A 16,933-nucleotide genomic window follows, 5' to 3' on the forward strand; every position below is an offset into this window, starting at 1 on the left:
CCCATCCGGCGAGAATCCAAGCGCAACACACCCGCACCCGTTCGAACTCCGGTGACGCAACGCCCGGAACAGACCTTCGTACCGATGGCCATCGGAACGAGGGGGACGTACTTCATGGGGCACAGCACCCGACGACTGCTCACCGGCGCGCTGCTGGTGCTTGCCGCCGGGACCGGGCTCGGTGTGTCGCCCGCCGCGGCGTACGCGAGCGGTGTCACGGCGACCGTCGACGTCAACAGCGCGCTGAAGGTCCGCTCCGCGCCCTCGCTGACCGCGCAGGTGATCGGCACCCTGCGCGACGGCCAGAAGGTCACGGTCGAGTGCACGGTGAACGGCCAGCCCGTGCGTGGAAAGGTGCGCACGACCGCGACGTGGGACCGGCTCAGCAACGGTTCCTATGTCTCGCACAGTTATCTCCGTACCGATGCGAAGATCTCGGCCTGCAAGGCCGGCGCCAAGGCCGCCTCGTTCGTGACCGGCCGGGTGCGCACCGCCGACGGCGCCGTCAATGTCCGCAGCGGCCCGTCGACCCTCAGCGCGGTGGTCCGAAAGGCGGCCAACGGTACGAGCGTGAAGGTGAGCTGCTCGGTGCAGGGCGCCCGGGTCGCCGGCACGGTCCGGACCACCACCCAGTGGGACAGGCTCACCGACGGGCGTTACATCTCGCACGCGTACGTCGTCTCCGCCGCCGTCAAGGCGTGCCCGGAACCGGCGCCCGCGCCCACCCCGCCCGCTCTGACGCCCGAGCAGTTCATCGCCGCCGCGGTGCCCGGCGCACAGCAGGGCTGGCGGCAGTACGGCGTCCCGCCGTCGGTGACCATCGCGCAGGCGATCCTGGAGTCCGGCTGGGGCCGCAGCAGCCTGTCCGCGACCGACCGCAACTACTTCGGCATCAAGTGCCAGAGCGGCTACTACGGCCCGCACGCGACCGGCTGCCACGTCTACAGGACGACCGAGTGCGACAAGGCCGGCAAGTGTTTCGAGACGGCCGACGCGTTCCGCACGTACGCCTCGATGGCCCGCTCGTTCCGCGACCACGGTCACTTCCTGCGCAACAACAAGCGGTACGCCCCGGCGTTCACCTACACCCGGGACGCGAACAAGTTCATCTGGACGGTGTGGAAGGCCGGGTACGCCACCGACCCGAAGTACTACCCCAAGATCACCGGCATCATGGCCACCTACGGGCTGTACCGCTACGACACCTGGAAGTAACACCAACGAGGGCGTTTTGCGGCATACGCTCCTTATGGTGGAGGGACGCGAGAACGGCGAGCGGCGGACCGGTGGCCCGCTGCTCGCCGCCGCCGTGCTGGTCACCGGGCTTCTGGTGACGGTGCTGGTGTCGGCAGGCCTCCACGTGATCCAGCGGGACAAGGCCGAGCGGGTGATGGACCAGCGCCACGCCATGGCCCTGGCCGCCGTGCAGACCGAGATCGGCCGGTACCGGGCGGTCCTGGAGACCCTCGCCGCCGGTGCGGCGAGCCAGACCGAGTTCACCTGGGACGACTTCGACCTGTCCAGCTCGGCGCTGGCCGACGCGAAGCTGATCGGTGCTGCCGCGGTGGCGTTCGTCGTACCGGCCGAGACCGCCGGCGTCGCCGCCGCCGAGCGCAAGTGGCGTGCCCTCGGCGCCTCCGGCCTGCGCATGCGGCCGGTCGGCACCGGCGAGCACTTCTTCACGGTGTACTCCCGGATCCTCAACGACACCGACGTGGCCGGCGTCACCGGCACGGACCTGGTCACGATCCCCGAGCTGCGCGGCGCCTTCGAGGAGGCCAGGCGGCTGCGGCAGACGACCGTCTCCGACACGTACGTGTTGCTGCGCGACCGCGAGAAGCCGGTGACCGAGCAGCAGGAGTCGTTCGTCCTGGCCACGCCGCTCTGGAGCCGTGGCAACACGCCGCACTTCATCGGCTGGGCGGTGCTCGGCCTGCGTGGCCAGAGCTTCCTCTCCGGCATCCTGCAGACCACCAGCCAGGGTCACCTGTTCGGCAGCCTGACCGCGGCCAACAGCGACGGCGGCCGGGTCACGATCGCCGACTGGTCGGTGCCGGGGCGGCCGGACCTGACCCGCAGCTCGGAGTTCGACGTGGGGGACCGGCGGTGGACGCTGATCACCCGGGCCGACTCCGGCCGGCTGCCGGGAGCCGGCGGGCACCCGGCGGTGATCGCCCTGGCCGGCGGAGTGCTGCTCACCCTGCTCCTGGCGTGGCTGGTCCACGTGCTGGCCACCGGCCGTTCCCGGGCGCGCGAGCAGGTCGAGGTGGCCACCCGGGAACTGCGCGAGACCGAGGCTGACAGCCGCCGCCAGGCCGTGCTGCTCGGCGCGGTCCTGACCAGCATCAGCGACGGTGTCATCGTGGTGGACGAGCACGGCGGCGTGCTCGTGCAGAACCCGTCCGGGCGGCGGCTGCTCGGCGGCGTCGACGCCGATCCGAGCAGCCCGGAGGAGTGGCAGCGGCACTACGGCGTCTACCGCCCGGACGGCGTGACGCCGATGTCGCTGCAGGAGATGCCGCTGATCCGGGCGCTCAACGGCGAGCCGTCCGACGGCGTCGAGGTGTTCATCCGCAACGGCGGCCGGCCCGAGGGGGTGCTGCTGAGCGTCGACGGCCGCCCGCTGGACTTCAGCGCCGGGGTGCACGGCGCGGTCGCGATCTTCCGGGACATCACCGAGCTGCGCCGCTACGAGACCGATCTGACGATCTTCGCGGGCGTGGTCGCGCACGATCTCAAGGCGCCGCTGTCGGTGGCCCGCGGTCACGCCGAGCTCGCCATCGAGGATCTCGGCGGCGATTTTCCCGCGGTGGCGGACGCGAGTGAGGCGGTACGCCGGGTCGTGCACGCCGTCGACCGGATGGACACGCTCATCGAGACGTTGCTGGCGTACACCACCGCACGGCACGCGCCGCTGCGCCTCGCCTCGATCCGCCTGGAGCCGCTGGTCCTCGAGGTGATCAGCGACCGGCTCGGGCACCGGGCCGGCGACGACGGCCCGGCTCCGCGCTGGACGGTCAGCGCGCTGCCGCCGGTCGAGGCGGACGCCGGCATGGTGCGGCACGTCCTGGACAACCTGATCGGCAACGCGTTCAAGTACGTCCGGCCCGGCAGCGCGCCGCGGGTCGAGGTGACCGGCGAGGCGGTCGGCGTGGACCGTGTGCGCATCGCGGTGGCCGACGGCGGCATCGGCATCCCGGACGCCGAGAAGCCGCGCATCTTCGACTCGTTCCACCGGACCGAGGCGGCGACGGCCGGTTACGCCGGCTCCGGGCTGGGCCTGGCCATCTGCAAACGGATCGTGGAACGCCACGGCGGCGAGATCGGCGTCGCCGACAACCCCGGCGGCGGTACGTGCTTCCACTTCACGCTGCCCGCCGCCATCGCCGTACCCGAGGAGGACTCCGCCATGAGCACCGAGAAAGCCGACAGTGACGACGACGCCGTACGCGAAGCCCTGGAACGTGCCCTCGCCGAGCGTGCCGCCATCCTGGAGGCCGCCCAGCTGCCCGGCCTGGGCGGTGGGCCGCCGCCGGTGCCGGAACCGCAGCGGACCAAGCGTTACGAGGGCAGCAGCGCCGACACCAGCGCCAGCAGCTGAGCCGGCACGAACGGCTTGAGCAGCGTCGCCGAGGCGCCCGCGTCCTCGGCGCGCCCGTCGCCCGGGATCAGTGAGCCGCTGGCCACCACGACCGGGATGTGCCGCAGCTCGTCGTCGGCGCGGATCGCCCGGCACAGGTCGAGGCCGGTCATCTTCGGCATGTCCACGTCCGTGACCACCAGGTCCGGGCGGTGCTCGCGGATCGCCGCCAGGGCCGCCGCGCCGTCGGCCGCGGCCACGACGTGGTGCCCGGCGCGCTCCAGCGAGCGTTTGAGCACGTACCGGATGTCGTCGTGATCCTCCGCGACAACGATCACCGTTGACCTCGTCTCTGCTGGAACGTTCACTCAACTACCGATCCAGGTGACATCGGGGACACGGGGGCGGCGTTAATCACCAGGCGTTTCCGGCAGGTTCCGCCTATCCTTGGCCCGCCATGTCGATATCGCCTCCTCCCGCTCCGGCCGTCTCCGAGCTGCGCCGGCGGATCTCCGAGTTGCTTCCCCGAGACGAGCGTCGGCTGCAGCGCCGCCTCGACGGCACCCGGCGCATCCGTGACGACGCCGCCCGTTCCACCGTGCTGTCCGAGATCGCCGGTGAGGTGGAGGCGGCGCGAGCGCGCCTGGAGAGCCGGCTCGCCTCGGTCCCGCGTGTGACCTATCCGGAGTCGTTGCCGGTCAGCGCCCGCAAGGACGACATCGCCGCCGCGATCCGTGACCACCAGGTGGTGGTCGTGGCCGGTGAGACGGGTTCCGGCAAGACCACCCAGATCCCGAAGATCTGCGTCGAGCTCGGCCGAGGGGTGCGCGGGCAGATCGGGCACACCCAGCCGCGCCGGATCGCCGCCCGGACCGTGGCGGAGCGGATCGCCGAGGAGCTGGACCGGCCGCTCGGCTCGACGGTCGGCTACAAGGTGCGGTTCACCGACCAGGTGAGCGACGACACCATGATCAAGGTGATGACCGACGGCATCCTGCTCGCCGAGATCCAGAACGACCGGATGCTGCGCCGCTACGACACGCTGATCATCGACGAGGCGCACGAGCGCAGCCTCAACATCGACTTCATCCTGGGCTACCTGCGCGAGCTGCTCCCGCAGCGCCCCGACCTCAAGCTGATCATCACGTCGGCGACGATCGAGACGCAGCGGTTCGCCGAGCACTTCGCCGGCCGGGACGGCAGGCCCGCACCGGTGATCGAGGTGTCCGGGCGGACCTACCCGGTCGAGGTGCGCTACCGGCCGCTGGTGACCGTCACCGAGGACGACACCGAGGAGCCGCAGGACCAGGTGGACGGCATCGCGGCCGCGGTCGACGAACTGCCCCGCGACGGCGACATCCTGGTGTTCCTCTCCGGCGAGCGGGAGATCCGCGACACCGCCGACGCGCTGAACAAGCGCGACCTGCGCGGCACCGAGATCGTCCCGTTGTACGGCCGGCTGTCCGCGGCCGAGCAGCACAGGGTCTTCGAACGGCACACGGGCCGCCGGGTCGTGCTCGCCACCAACGTCGCCGAGACCTCGCTGACCGTCCCCGGCATCCGCTACGTGATCGACCCCGGCACGGCCCGCATCAGCCGGTACTCGAACCGGCTCAAGGTGCAGCGGCTGCCCATCGAGCCGGTCTCGCAGGCCAGCGCGAACCAGCGCAAGGGGCGCTGCGGGCGTACGTCGGACGGCATCTGCATCCGGCTCTACTCGGAGGAGGACTTCGAGCAGCGGCCGGAATTCACCGAGCCGGAGATCCTGCGGACCAACCTGGCCAGCGTCATCCTGCAGATGACCAACCTGGGCCTCGGTGACCTGCAGAAGTTCCCGTTCATCGACCCGCCGGACCGGCGCAACGTCACCGACGGCATCAAGCTCCTGGAGGAGCTCGGCGCGCTCGACGACCGCAAACTCACCCCACTCGGCCGCCAGCTCGCGCAGCTGCCGGTCGACCCGCGGCTCGCGCGCATGGTGATCGAGGCGGACCGGCAGGAGTGTGTCGCCGAGGTCATGGTGATCGCGGCGGCGCTGTCGATCCAGGACCCGCGGGAGCGCCCGGCCGAGAAACAGCAGCAGGCGGACGAGAGGCACGCCCGGTTCACCGACAAGGAATCGGACTTCTTCACGTTCCTCAACCTGTGGCGCTATCTGCGGGAGAAACAGCAGGAACTGTCGGGCAACCAGTTCCGGAGGCTGTGCCGGTCAGAATTCCTCAACTACCTGCGGGTGCGCGAGTGGCAGGACATCTACTCGCAACTGAAGCAGGTTGCGCGTACGCTCAATCTTTCTGTCAAAGAGGACTGGGAAGCCGGAGTCGCGGCACAACCGGTGCACACCGCCCTGCTGGCGGGACTTCTCAGCCACATCGGCATGAAGGATCAGGAGAAGCGCGAATATCTCGGTGCCCGTGGCGCCAAGTTCGCGGTGTTCCCCGGCTCGGCGCTGTTCAAGCGCCAGCCGAGGTGGGTGATGTCCGCCGAGCTGGTCGAGACGAGCCGCCTCTGGGCCCGGGTGAATGCGCGGATCGAGCCGGAATGGGCCGAAAAACTCGCGCCGCACCTGGTCAAGCGCAGTTACAGCGAACCGCACTGGGACCGGAAGATGGGTGCGGTGATGGCCTTCGAGAAGGTCACGCTCTACGGTCTGCCGATCGTTCCGCGCCGCCGTGTGGGTTATGGGCGGGTGGATCCGGTGGTCGCCCGGGAACTGTTCATCCGACACGCGCTTGTCGAGGGGGACTGGGAGACGCACCATAAGTTCTTCGACTCCAATAATCGTCTGTTGCGCCAAATTGTGGAGATCGAGAACCGGGCGCGGCGGCGTGACATCGCCGTTGACGACGAGACGGTGTACGCGCTTTACGATGCTCGGATTCCGGCGGACGTGGTTTCCGCGCGCCATTTCGACGGCTGGTGGAAGAACGCCCGCCGGGAGAATCCCGATTTATTGACTTTCACTCGGGAAGACCTGGTCAATTCGGGCAGGGATACCGTTGATCCGCAAGCCTTCCCGGACGCCTGGCTCGCGGGTGGGGTGAAACTGCCGCTCTCCTATGAGTTCGAACCTGGCAAACCGGGCGACGGCGTCACCGTCCGGCTGCCGCTCGACCTGATCAACAAGGTCGACGCGGACGACTTCGGCTGGTCGGTGCCCGGTTTCCGCAAGGACGTCGTGATCGCCCTGATCCGCGCGCTGCCGAAACACCTGCGCACCGCGTTCGTGCCGGTCCCGGACTGGGCCGAGGCCGTCCTCGACCGGGTGCCGGCGCGGCGCGGACCGCTGCCCGACGCGATCGGCAACGAGCTGCGCCGTCTCACCGGCACCGTCGTTCCCCGCGACGCGTGGCGCCCCGACCAGGTGCCCGAGCACCTGCGGATGAACTTCCGGATCGCGGGCGAGACCGGCGAGGTGGTCGCCGAGGGCCGCGACCTCGACGTGCTGCGCCGCCAGCTCGCCCCGAAGGTGCAGGCCACCATCTCCAAGGCGGCCGGTGACCTGGAGCGCCGCGGGATCACCACCAACGACTTCGGCGCCCTGCCGCGGCGGGTCGCCCAGGTGCGCGGCGGGTACGAGGTGAACGTCTGGCCGGCCCTCGTCGACGAGGGCACCAGCGTCGCGATCAGGGTGTTCGAGGACGAGGCGTCGCAGCGGGTGGCGATGGCCGCGGGCACGCGCAGGCTGCTGCTGCTCACGTTGCCGCCGGCCGCGCGCTATCTCCAGGGGCGCCTGGACAACCGGGCCAAGCTGGAACTCTCGCGTGCCAACCCGTACCGGTCGATCGCCGACCTCCTCGACGACTGCGCGGGAGCGGCGGTCGACAAGCTGGTCGCGGATGCGGGCGGCCCGGTCTGGTCGTCGGTCGAGTTCGCGTCCCTGCGCGACACCGTCCGCCAGGACCTCGTCGACGCGGTGGCCAACGTCGTCACTCAGGTGCAGGCCGTGCTGGCTACCGCGTACGACGTGGACCAGCGCCTGCGCACGCTGCGGGACCCGTCGCTGCTGCCCGCGCTCTCCGACATCCGGCAGCAGATGAAGGGCCTGATCCATCCCGGGTTCGTCACCGAGACCGGCTGGCGCCAGCTGCACCACATGCCCCGCTACCTGCGCGGCATCGTCCACCGCCTGGACCGCCTCGGCGGCACCCTGGGCAGGGACCGCCAACTGACCACCCAGATCCACGAGATCGAGTCCGAGTACCGCGAACTCCGGGCCGAGGCGGTCCCGAACGGCCCGGCGTCGGAGGGACTGCGCGAGATCCGGTGGATGATCGAGGAGTTGCGGATCAACTATTTCGCGCAGACGCTCGGCACCGCCTATGCCGTCTCCGACAAGCGCATCTACAAGGCGATGGACGCGTTGCCCCTCTGACGGCTGCGGCGAGGTTGCGCCGGGTGCGGGCCGGTAGCGGCGGTTGCGGGCCGGGTGGCGCTTGGGGTGCCGTTCGGTTACGCCCCTGTTCTTGCAGGTCACGGCGCTCTAGCGTTGCCGGCATGACGAACGAGAACCTCGCCTTCGCCCCGATCGCCGCTGTCGCCGCCGGCCGTACCGCCGCCGCGTACCTCGACGAGATGATGGCGCGGGTGGGTGTCGACGGCCTCGCCGCCGCGTTCGCCTCGCCCGCCCTGCTGGCCCGCCTCGACCAGCACGCCGCGGCCGTCCGCGACGCCCTTCACAGTGCCGGCCGGGTGGCCGACGCGAAGGGCCTCGCCGCGTACGCCCGGTCCATCGCCGCCGGCGGCATCCGGATGGGCCGCCCTCTCCCGGAGCCGGGCGCCGCCCCCGTCACCGTCGAGGGCTGGCTGAACGCGGGTTGGCCGCTGCTGCGCGTCGTCGCGGTCTGCCTGATCGCCGAGACGGCCGGTCTCCTCTGAGCGGGTGAACTCGGGCCCCTTACGATCTACTTTCGCGGGTCGGAACCGTATAAAAGGGGACTTTAGGCCATCTTCTTCTCATGAAGATCTTCAGGCTCTCGCTTCTCGCTCTTCTCACGGTGCCGGTGGTGGCCGCTCCGGCGGTGGCCGCGCCGGTTGTCGTGCCCGGGCCCATGCTGGTTGCCCGGTACAACTTCGACGGCGGCGCCGTGGGCGGCCGGATCTCGGAGTTGTCGGGGCGGGGGAGCGCGCTCACCGTGCGCGGGTTCGCCAACGGGCTCGTGGCGTTCGTGGCGCTGGGCGCGGGACGGTTCGCGGCGTTCCCGGGCCCGTGTGCGGCTACCGCTCCCACCTGTGCGAAGGCGCTCATGGAGGCGCCCGACGACGCTGACCTCGACCCCGGCACGCGCAGCTTCCGCTGGGCGGCGACCGTTCGCCTGACCCGCGCGCAGCTCACCGGCTCGGCGAACGTGGTGCAGAAGGGTGTCGCCACGCGCGACAGCCAGTGGAAGCTGCAGATCGGCGGCCCCACCGGGCGGGCCCAGTGCGTGATGGTCGCCAAGGGCAGCGGGCAGGCGTTCTCGGCGATCTCCGCCAAGCCGGTCATCGACGGCAACTGGCACCGCGTCGTCTGCCAGCGGACCGGCACCGTGCTGGCCGTCTCGGTGGACGGCGTCCCGGGTGAGCGGACCGCCGTGCCCAGCACCCTCACGGTCGACAACAATCTCCCGCTCCGCGTCGGCGGCCCGAACTTCGCCCGCGGCGGCGACATGTACCACGGCCAGGTCGACGACGTTTACGCCCAGCTGGGCTGAGCACGACGAGGTGACAGGGAAAGGGCCCCGGGTGATCCGAGAAGGATCGCCCGGGGCCCGGCTCTGTCAGCTGCGGCGGAAGGCGTAGCTGCGGCCGCCGGAAGCTCCGGCGGCGCGGTCGGAGCGGGCGCGGCCGGAACGTTCCCGGGCGGCCTGGCGGCTGTCGCGGGCGCCGTGGTGACCGGTGTCGCCGGTGACCTGCTGGTCGTCGGCCTCATCGCCGGGCGCGGGGCGCCGCAGGGCGGCGGCGATGTCGCGGCGGGCGATGTCGTCGAGGTTCAGGTTGACGGAGAAGGGTTTGGCAGGCATGTCATGACCTCCTGGCGCTTCTGGCGCTCATGGCGGGATTGGCGGACAAGCCGGCGGCGAAGCGGGTGGCGCCGCACACGAGAGACGCCTGTGAAGAAAGGCGGGTGACGGCGCCGTGATGCCCGGACAACGGCCGCCCGGCAGGGGCAGACCTGGGAAGACACGCCCGCCGCGTCAGGCGCGGCGCGGGCGGATCCGGGTGACCATCACAGCATGCGGCCAACGGTAACCGGGGCCGCGACCTCCGCCAACCGATTTATTCGTGCTTCTCGGCCACCCGGGCGGTGGCGATGTCCAGCATCGTGATGGCGGCGGGGAAGTCGACCAGCTGGTCGCGGATCAGGCGCAGACCGGCGCGCAGAGCGGCCAGCGGCACGCCGCGAACCTGGAGGACGTCACGGGTCCACTCGACGAAGTCGGTGAAGATCTGCTGCTCGCGGACGTAGAGCGCGGCGGCCAGGAAATCGGCGATGTGGCCCAGGTCCTCGGCGGTGGCGTCGAGCTGACTGTGGTCGTAGTGGTGCGCCACCGGGTAGGCCGCGGGCAGGCGGCTCATGGCGGTGGCGATCAGCTGGGGGCGGGAGCGGATCAGGTGGGTGTACTCCTCGTCGCCCAGGAAACCGGAGCTGTCGAGGAAGGGCACGTCCGAGACGTACGGCGGTGGCCAGTCGGTGGCCAGCCGGGTGACCGCCTCCTCGCCGGTGGCCGCCCACGCGTCCGCGCCGAGGCGCTGGGCGTAGAGGCCGTCGGGGCCGAAGCCCCGGCCGCCCGCGATGACCGGGACACCGGCGGCGCGGCAGGCGGTGATCGCGGCGTGGGCGCGGGGGAGACGGGTCGGGATCATGCAGCTGAGGGCGACCGCGTCCGGCCCGGTCTGATGCAGGTGGGTGATCAGGTGGCGGCCGGGGACGCTGGCGCCCAGGAAGTCGACCCGCCAGCCGTCGAGGCGGAGCAGTTCGGCGAGCATCCGGGCGGGCAGGCCGTGCCACTCGCCGTCGACACAGGCCAGGGTGATCCGCCCGCGGTGTGGGGTCACCCGGGTGCGGGCGGCGACGAGGGCCAGCACCCGCTCGCTCACCGCGGTCGCCGCGTGCTCCCGGGCGACCGACCACTCGTTGGACGCCCACAGCTCGCCGACCCGGGCCTGGCTGGGCGCGATCAGGTCGACGATCAGGCGCTGGGCCGATGTGCCGCCGTCGAGCAGGGCGATCGCGAGCTCGGCGGCGCCGCGTTCGTCGCCGTCGCCGATCAGCGTCAGGTAGTGCTCGGCGAGCCCCGGATCGGTCAGCGACCGGGGCCGGGTGGACGCGGTCATGAGCGCGCCCGCGTCCGGCGGCTGCCCTGCTGGGCGGTGATCAGGTACGGCGAGGCGGCCGGGACCCCGCCACCGCGCAGGCTCAGCGGCGTCCGGGACGGCGCGCGGATCGCCAGCATGGCGATGTCGTCCTGGTTGCCGCCGCGCGCCCAGTCGGAGACGAGCTGGCGGATGCGTTCCACGGTGGCCGCACCGGGCATGCCCTGGCACTCGGAGAGAGCGTGTCGTAGTCGCGTCTCGCCGTACTGCTCGCCGCCGCTCGGGCCGCCGCGCGCCTCGGTGAGGCCGTCGCTGTAGAGCAGGCACAGCTCGCCCGGCGCGAGTTCCACGGCGGCGGGATGCACGACTGTACGCGCCATGACGCCGATCAGCGTGCCACTGGTCGGCACCTCCTCGACCACGCCGTCGTTGCGCAGCACGAGCGGTGCCGGATGCCCGCCGGACGCCAGGTCGAGCCGGACCCGGCCGTGCTCGGCCCGGCTGATCGAGCCGACCACCATGGTGACGAACCGGTGCCGGCGGCCGGACTGCAGCAGCGCCTCGTTGAGCACCTTGAGCATCGCCTCCGGGCGGGCCTGCACCAGGCGCAGCGCGCGGAGCGTCTGCCGGACCTTACCGGTGAGCACGGCGGCCTCCGGCCCGTGGCCGCAGACGTCGCCGAGTGCGATCACGGTGTCGGTGCTGTCGCCGGTCGGGCCGAAGACGTCGTAGAAGTCGCCGCCGATCCGCAGCGCCTCACCGGCGGCCTGGTAGGAGCCGGTCAGTTCGAAGCCGTCGAGCGACGGCAGCTCCGGCGGCAGCAGGTCGGCCTGCAGCACCGCGGTGGTGTCCACCTGCTCGCGGTAGAGCATCGCGGCCGAGACGGCGGCACCGGCGCGAGCCGCGAAGACCCGGGCCAGCAGCTCGTCCTGGTCGCTGAACACGGCACCGGCCCCGAACCGGGCCAGGATCAGCGCGCCGGCCGGTTCCGCGTTGCCGGGCAGCGGGACGACCAGCAGCGCGCCGACCGGGCCGAGGCCGGCCGGGAACAGCCAGTCCGGCGCCTGCCCGGCGTCCAGCCAGCGGCTCGGGATCGGCGGGAATCCGCCGAGGGCCTCGAGCAGGCCGGGCACGTCGGCAAGGCGGTGCTCGCGCTGGGTGCCCTCCTCGACGGGGCGACCCGGTGCGAGCCGGGTCCAGGCACTCTGCCGCCGTTTCGCCGGCAGGACCACCACGGCGGCGTCGGCCAGGTGGGCCGCCGCCAGCTCCACAATGGTACGGCTGCAGCGCCGCACATGCAGCGACGCGGACAGCCGCCGCCCCGCCTCGGCGAGGAACGCCGTCCGGGACCGCTCGATCTCCAGCGCGGCCTCGCGCTCGTGCGCGTCGGTGTGGTCACGCAGGAACCAGGCGTAGTGCCGGTCGTCGAGCTGACGCCGCATGCCGTAGACGCACCGGCCGCCGTCGGAGTACCGGAACGAGTCGGTGTTCTCGGCGGTGGCCCGGCTCAGGGCGGGCAGCCGCACGGTCGCGATGTCGTCGCCGGGCAGCAGACCCGGGACCAGGCGGCGCGCCTCCGCGTTCGCCAGCACCACCAGGTGCTCGTCGGACGTGCACAGCAGCATCGCCTCGGTCGACGCCTCGAACGCGGCCCTGAGCAGGGCCGGAGCGGGCGGCACCGGGACCGTGGGCGTCAGCGGCTCGCCGGCCCCCGCCGGCGTACGCGCTGTCATCGTGGCCTCCTGTCTCTCCCCGCCGAATAAAGCTCGTTAGGTGTGCAGGATCGATACCAGCCTACGGGGTCGGGCCGGGAACCGGTCGGGACGTGCCGGGTGTCGCGTCCAGGTCGACCACGATCGGAGCGTGGTCGGAGGGCCCTTTGCCCTTGCGTGCCTCCCGGTCCACCACGGCATCCGTCACCCGCGCGGTGACGTCCGCGCTCGCGTAGACCAGATCGATCCGCATGCCCTTGTTCTGGTGGAACATCCCGGCGCGGTAATCCCAATAGGTGAACGGCCGGTCGCCCTTGAGGGGCCGGGCCGGCACGTCGGTCAGCCCGATACCGCGGATCGCGGCGAGGGCGGCGCGCTCGGGCGGCGTGACGTGGGTCGAGGCGACGAAGACGGCCGGGTCCCAGACGTCGTCGTCGGTGGGTGCCACGTTGTAGTCGCCGGCGACCACGAGCGGGCCGGCGGCCAGGTCGGCGACGAGTGCCTCGCGCAGGGCGGCGAGCCACTGGAGCTTGTACGCGTAGTGCGGGTCGTCCGGGGTGCGGCCGTTGGGCACGTACACCGACATGAAGCGGATCCCGCCGCAGACGGCACTGATGGCGCGCGCCTCCGGGTCCGGATAGCCGGGCTCACCGGCGAATCCCTTGCGCACGTCGTCGAGGCCGGTGCGGGAGAGCAGGGCGACGCCGTTCCAGCGGCCCTGGCCGTACGCTGCCGTCTCGTACCCCAGCTCGGCGACCTCCTTCTCCGGGAAGCCGTCCTCGGGCACCTTGGTCTCCTGCAGGCACACGACGTCCGGCGCGGTGGCGGCCAGCCAGTCGAGCAGGCGGGGCAGCCGGGCCTTGACCGAGTTGACGTTCCAGGTGGCGAAGCGCATCAGCACAGCCTGCCGCATCGGCGGGCCGGACGCTCGTTCACCAGCGGCGGGTTGCGGTGAGCAGGGCGGCGCCGAGGCCGGCGGCCAGCGCGAGGAGCAGGACCACGAGCCAGAGTGCGCTCGTCTCGGTTCCGATGAACGCGGCCATGTCCCCTCCTATCGACTGTGACGTCGCTTACTCCATTATTCCGCCAGCGAATAATGCCGGAGTTGCCCTCATGGCACCAGTGCTCCTGACAGGTTTGTCATCGAGAGAGGGAACGCGCACGGGGGCGACGATGCGAGTGGAAGTCATGCCGGAGCTGCCGGCCGACATGCTGGACGATGCCTGGGCCTTCTACCGGGACACGTTCGACGAGCTGCGGCACATGGCGGCCAACCGGCATCTGATGTACCGCAGCGAGTTCGACGAGCTGATGGGCGACAAGCGGTCCGACAAGTACGTCTCGCTGGACGACGACGGGTCGGTGCTCGGCATGGGCGTCATGACGACCGACCTGGACTCGGTGCCGCTGATCTCACCGGAGTACTTCGAGCACCACTGGCCCGACCTGTTCGCGCAGCGGCGGCTGTTCTACGTGGTGTTCGTCGGGTCGCGCAAGTCCGAGGACGGCGCCGGGGTCTTCATCGCGCTGCTGCGGGACATGTACGAGGCGATCGCCGCGGTCGACGGCCGGGTGTTCGTGGACATCTGCTCCTACAACGAGGAGCGGCACGCGCTGCCCCGGATGATCGCCATGATCCTGGGGCGGGCGGCCGGGCGCGCGCAGCCAAGCCGGCTGGACGCGCAGTCGTTCTGGATGTACGAGTTCCCCCGGCCGGACCAGCCGAGTCGCCGGGTGGAGCGGCGTACCGGGTTCCGGGAGCGGCGCCGTGGGCAGGAGGAGCGTCGGCGTCACCTGCAGTGACCGGCGGTCCTGGCTGGAAAGAACGATCGTTCTTTCTGCTTATGGCTCCCGCCAGGTAGACAGAACGCGCGTTCTGTCTACCTGGCGGGAGCAGAAAGAACGATCGTTCTCGAAGCGAAGCGAAGCGACGCGACGCGAGCGAAGCGAGCGAGAAAGAACGATCGTTCTATCAAGCCCGGACCACCACCCCTACTCGTACCGGCGGCCGGCCTCGATCTGCGCGGCCGCCGACGGCGCGGACGGGTCGCGGCGCCACCGTTCGGAGAACTCGGGTGCCGGCACCGCCGCCCCCCACAGCCAACCCTGCCCGTTCACCACGCCCACGGCATGCAGGGCATCACGCTGCAGCGGGGTCTCGACGCCCTCGGCGATCACGCTGAGGCCGAGTGCGTGGCTCATCGCGACCACGGCGCGGACGATCTCGTCGTCCTCGACGTTCACGCCGAGGCCGGTGACGAAGGAGCGGTCGATCTTGACGCCGGTGACCGGGAAGCGGCGCAGGTAGCCGAGCGCGGAGAAGCCCGTTCCGAAGTCGTCGACGAGTAGTTTCACGCCGAGTTCGCGCAGTTCGAACAGGACGCGGGAGGTGACGCTGGAGCCGTCCACCATGACCGACTCGGTCATCTCCAGGGCCACGCACTGCGCGGGTACGCCGTACCGGAGCATCTCGCCGGAGACGATCAGCGGGAGTTCGGGGTCGGTGAGCTGGCGCGGCGACACGTTGATCGACAGGTAGAAGTCGTCGGCGACCACGCCCTCGGAGCGCCACACGCCGAGCTGGCGCAGGGCCTCCTTGCGTACCCAGGTGCCGATGCTGCCGATCAGGCCGGCGTCCTCGGCGATCGGGATGAACGTCATCGGCGGGATCGGGCCGCGGTCCGGGTGCACCCAGCGGACCAGGGCCTCGGCGCCGACCGGGATGCCGGTCTGGAGGCGCACGATCGGCTGGTACGCGACGTGCAGCTGGTCGTCGGCGAGCGCGGCGCGCAGCGCCACCTCCAGCTCGATGCGCTCGCGGACCTGGGCGTGCATCGAGGTGTCGAAGATGGTGGAGCGGCCGGGGCCTTCGTCCTTGGCCCGGTACATGGCGGTGTCCGCGTCGCGCATCAGGGCCTCGGCGGTCACCGCGGCCCGGCCGGCGTCACCGGAAGCGTGCGCGATGCCGATCGACGCGCTGATCACCACCTCGGTGTCGCGGACCGGGAACGCGCGGGCGAAGCAGCCGCGGATGTCGTCGACCAGGCGCAGCGCGCCGCCCTTCTCGCCGACGAAGGCGAGCAGGAACTCGTCGCCGCCGACCCGGGCGACCGGGATGCCGTGCGGCACCGCGGCCCGCAGCCGCCGGCCCACCTCGATGACCAGCTGATCGCCGGTGTCGTGGCCCCAGGAGTCGTTGACCCATTTGAAGCCGTCCAGGTCGAGCGTGTAGACCCAGACCCGGTCCTGGCTGTCCGGGTCGACCACGGTCACCAGGCGCTCGATCTCGGCCGACATGGACACCCGGTTGGGCAGGCCGGTCAGCGGGTCGTGGGTGGCCTGGTGCTCGGAGCGCAGCTGCGCGGCGACCTGGGCCTGCACCGCGGAGGTGGCCCGGAACAGCAGCAGGCCGATGATCGCCAGCCCGGCGATGGCGATCAGCACCCGCTCCAGGTTGCTGTCCGAGCCGCGGGTGAACAGCAGGATGAACGGCAGGGCCAGGGCCGGCAGCAGCAGCGCGAGCCGCTGCCACGACCAGGCCTGCGCCGGCGGCTTGGCGGCCCGGCTCATCTCCACCACGGACGGGTGCAGCGCGCTCATGCCCAGGGCCGTGTACGCCAGCAGGAACGGCACGTTGAGCAGCGGCGACGCGTAGATCTGGCCGTTGACGCCGACGATCGCGTAGGCCGCGTCCCCGATGAATATCCCGACCAGGGAGGCGGTGAGGAAGTACAGGCTCGGCGGCCAGGTCTTCGCGGTGAAGGTCAGGTTGACGATCAGCAGCAGGACCATCACGTCGAGGAGCGGGTACATCCCCTGGATGATCGAGAGGACGGCCGGCCGGTTCGGGTACTGGGCGGCGGGCAGGGCCAGCAACAGCGCGATGGCCACGCCGGTGGCCAGGCACATGATCAGGCCGTCGACGACCGCGTGCCGGTCCAGGCTCTCCCGGCTGCGCAGCAGGTGCGCGAGGAAAACCGCGAGCAGCACGTACCCGCTGAAGCTGGCGACGTCGGCGACCAGTGGGAACGGCATGGCCAGCTCGGTGACGGTGGGCCGGATCAGCACGCCGATCAGGAACATCAGCGCGGACACGCCCATCAGCAGCCACGCGATCGGCGGCTCGGCGCCCCACCGGCGGGGGCCGCCGAAGCAGGCCGCCACCGTGCCGATGCCGAGCAGGAGGAAGCTCACCGTGCCGAGGGCCGACGACGGGAAGAACGTGTAGAGCACGGTTGCCAGAACGCCGCCCGCGGCCATGACCTGCCAGAGCCGACGGGCGATCGCGGGCGGGAGCACCGACAACACCGGGCATTCCTCCCGTTTAACCCGAATACCTATGTCG

12 protein-coding genes are annotated in these 16,933 nt (G+C 71.2%); 6 read left to right on the plus strand and 6 right to left on the minus strand.

The annotated features are described in order from the left end of the window. Positions 1–84 precede the first annotated feature (84 nt). Together gsmA and AB0M02_RS13105 are read left to right on the plus strand one after the other, a co-directional pair. Positions 85–1,215 carry a sporangiospore maturation cell wall hydrolase GsmA gene (gene gsmA, locus AB0M02_RS13100; protein ID WP_364225475.1) on the plus strand — a complete coding sequence of 377 codons (1,131 nt, stop codon included), beginning with the start codon at positions 85–87 and terminating at the stop codon, positions 1,213–1,215. 37 nt (positions 1,216–1,252) lie between these two features. Next, complete coding sequence (locus tag AB0M02_RS13105; RefSeq protein ID WP_364225478.1) at positions 1,253–3,601, plus strand: ATP-binding protein; 2,349 nt, start codon at positions 1,253–1,255, stop codon at positions 3,599–3,601. On the opposite strand, the gene AB0M02_RS13110 is transcribed toward AB0M02_RS13105, so the two are convergent. Next, positions 3,562–3,918, minus strand: coding sequence for a response regulator (locus AB0M02_RS13110; protein WP_364225481.1), 357 nt, complete (start codon positions 3,916–3,918; stop codon positions 3,562–3,564). The genes AB0M02_RS13105 and AB0M02_RS13110 overlap by 40 nt on opposite strands. Before the next feature lie 119 nt (positions 3,919–4,037). Here AB0M02_RS13110 and hrpA point away from each other — a divergent pair, with 119 nt between their 5' ends. From hrpA to AB0M02_RS13125, 3 genes are all read left to right on the plus strand, one after another. Continuing rightward, positions 4,038–7,955 carry an ATP-dependent RNA helicase HrpA gene (gene hrpA, locus AB0M02_RS13115; protein ID WP_364225484.1) on the plus strand — a complete coding sequence of 1,306 codons (3,918 nt, stop codon included), beginning with the start codon at positions 4,038–4,040 and terminating at the stop codon, positions 7,953–7,955. A 122-nt stretch (positions 7,956–8,077) separates the two neighbouring features. Beyond that, positions 8,078–8,458 carry a DUF6401 family natural product biosynthesis protein gene (locus tag AB0M02_RS13120; protein ID WP_364225487.1) on the plus strand — a complete coding sequence of 127 codons (381 nt, stop codon included), beginning with the start codon at positions 8,078–8,080 and terminating at the stop codon, positions 8,456–8,458. An 80-nt stretch (positions 8,459–8,538) separates the two neighbouring features. After that, positions 8,539–9,273, plus strand: a complete 735-nt coding sequence (locus AB0M02_RS13125; RefSeq protein WP_364225489.1) for a LamG-like jellyroll fold domain-containing protein — start codon at positions 8,539–8,541, stop codon at positions 9,271–9,273. Between the two features lie 66 nt (positions 9,274–9,339). Here AB0M02_RS13125 and AB0M02_RS13130 read toward each other — a convergent pair whose 3' ends face one another. From AB0M02_RS13130 to AB0M02_RS13145, 4 genes are all read right to left on the minus strand, one after another. Then, positions 9,340–9,582, minus strand: coding sequence for a hypothetical protein (locus AB0M02_RS13130; protein ID WP_364225492.1), 243 nt, complete (start codon positions 9,580–9,582; stop codon positions 9,340–9,342). Between the two features lie 256 nt (positions 9,583–9,838). Then, positions 9,839–10,897 (minus strand): cobalamin-dependent protein, encoded by a 1,059-nt coding sequence (locus AB0M02_RS13135; protein WP_364225494.1) that lies wholly within the window; start codon positions 10,895–10,897, stop codon positions 9,839–9,841. After that, on the minus strand, positions 10,894–12,609 hold the full coding sequence (locus AB0M02_RS13140; protein WP_364225496.1) for a PP2C family protein-serine/threonine phosphatase: 1,716 nt from the start codon (positions 12,607–12,609) through the stop codon (positions 10,894–10,896). The genes AB0M02_RS13135 and AB0M02_RS13140 overlap by 4 nt, the downstream gene beginning before the upstream one ends. Before the next feature lie 61 nt (positions 12,610–12,670). Continuing rightward, positions 12,671–13,483 carry an exodeoxyribonuclease III gene (locus AB0M02_RS13145; RefSeq protein ID WP_364226066.1) on the minus strand — a complete coding sequence of 271 codons (813 nt, stop codon included), beginning with the start codon at positions 13,481–13,483 and terminating at the stop codon, positions 12,671–12,673. A 278-nt stretch (positions 13,484–13,761) separates the two neighbouring features. Between AB0M02_RS13145 and AB0M02_RS13150 the strand changes: the two genes are divergently transcribed. Beyond that, positions 13,762–14,391 (plus strand): hypothetical protein, encoded by a 630-nt coding sequence (locus AB0M02_RS13150; protein WP_364225499.1) that lies wholly within the window; start codon positions 13,762–13,764, stop codon positions 14,389–14,391. A gap of 189 nt (positions 14,392–14,580) precedes the next feature. On the opposite strand, the gene AB0M02_RS13155 is transcribed toward AB0M02_RS13150, so the two are convergent. Continuing rightward, positions 14,581–16,896, minus strand: a complete 2,316-nt coding sequence (locus AB0M02_RS13155; protein ID WP_364225502.1) for an EAL domain-containing protein — start codon at positions 16,894–16,896, stop codon at positions 14,581–14,583. Positions 16,897–16,933 lie beyond the last annotated feature (37 nt).

It is taken from the genome of Actinoplanes sp. NPDC051861 (assembly GCF_040681145.1).
In the GTDB taxonomy this organism is placed as follows: domain Bacteria; phylum Actinomycetota; class Actinomycetes; order Mycobacteriales; family Micromonosporaceae; genus Actinoplanes.

Bases quoted from the DNA above. Each gene is read 5' to 3' on its own strand.
- gsmA (WP_364225475.1), top strand. From the start codon at position 85: ATGGCCATCGGAACGAGGGGGACGTACTTCATGGGGCACAGCACCCGA.
- hrpA (WP_364225484.1), top strand. From the start codon at position 4,038: ATGTCGATATCGCCTCCTCCCGCTCCGGCCGTCTCCGAGCTGCGCCGG.
- AB0M02_RS13120 (WP_364225487.1), top strand. From the start codon at position 8,078: ATGACGAACGAGAACCTCGCCTTCGCCCCGATCGCCGCTGTCGCCGCC.
- AB0M02_RS13125 (WP_364225489.1), top strand. From the start codon at position 8,539: ATGAAGATCTTCAGGCTCTCGCTTCTCGCTCTTCTCACGGTGCCGGTG.
- AB0M02_RS13130 (WP_364225492.1), bottom strand. From the start codon at position 9,582: ATGCCTGCCAAACCCTTCTCCGTCAACCTGAACCTCGACGACATCGCC.
- AB0M02_RS13135 (WP_364225494.1), bottom strand. From the start codon at position 10,897: ATGACCGCGTCCACCCGGCCCCGGTCGCTGACCGATCCGGGGCTCGCC.
- AB0M02_RS13140 (WP_364225496.1), bottom strand. From the start codon at position 12,609: ATGACAGCGCGTACGCCGGCGGGGGCCGGCGAGCCGCTGACGCCCACG.
- AB0M02_RS13145 (WP_364226066.1), bottom strand. From the start codon at position 13,483: ATGCGCTTCGCCACCTGGAACGTCAACTCGGTCAAGGCCCGGCTGCCC.
- AB0M02_RS13150 (WP_364225499.1), top strand. From the start codon at position 13,762: ATGCGAGTGGAAGTCATGCCGGAGCTGCCGGCCGACATGCTGGACGAT.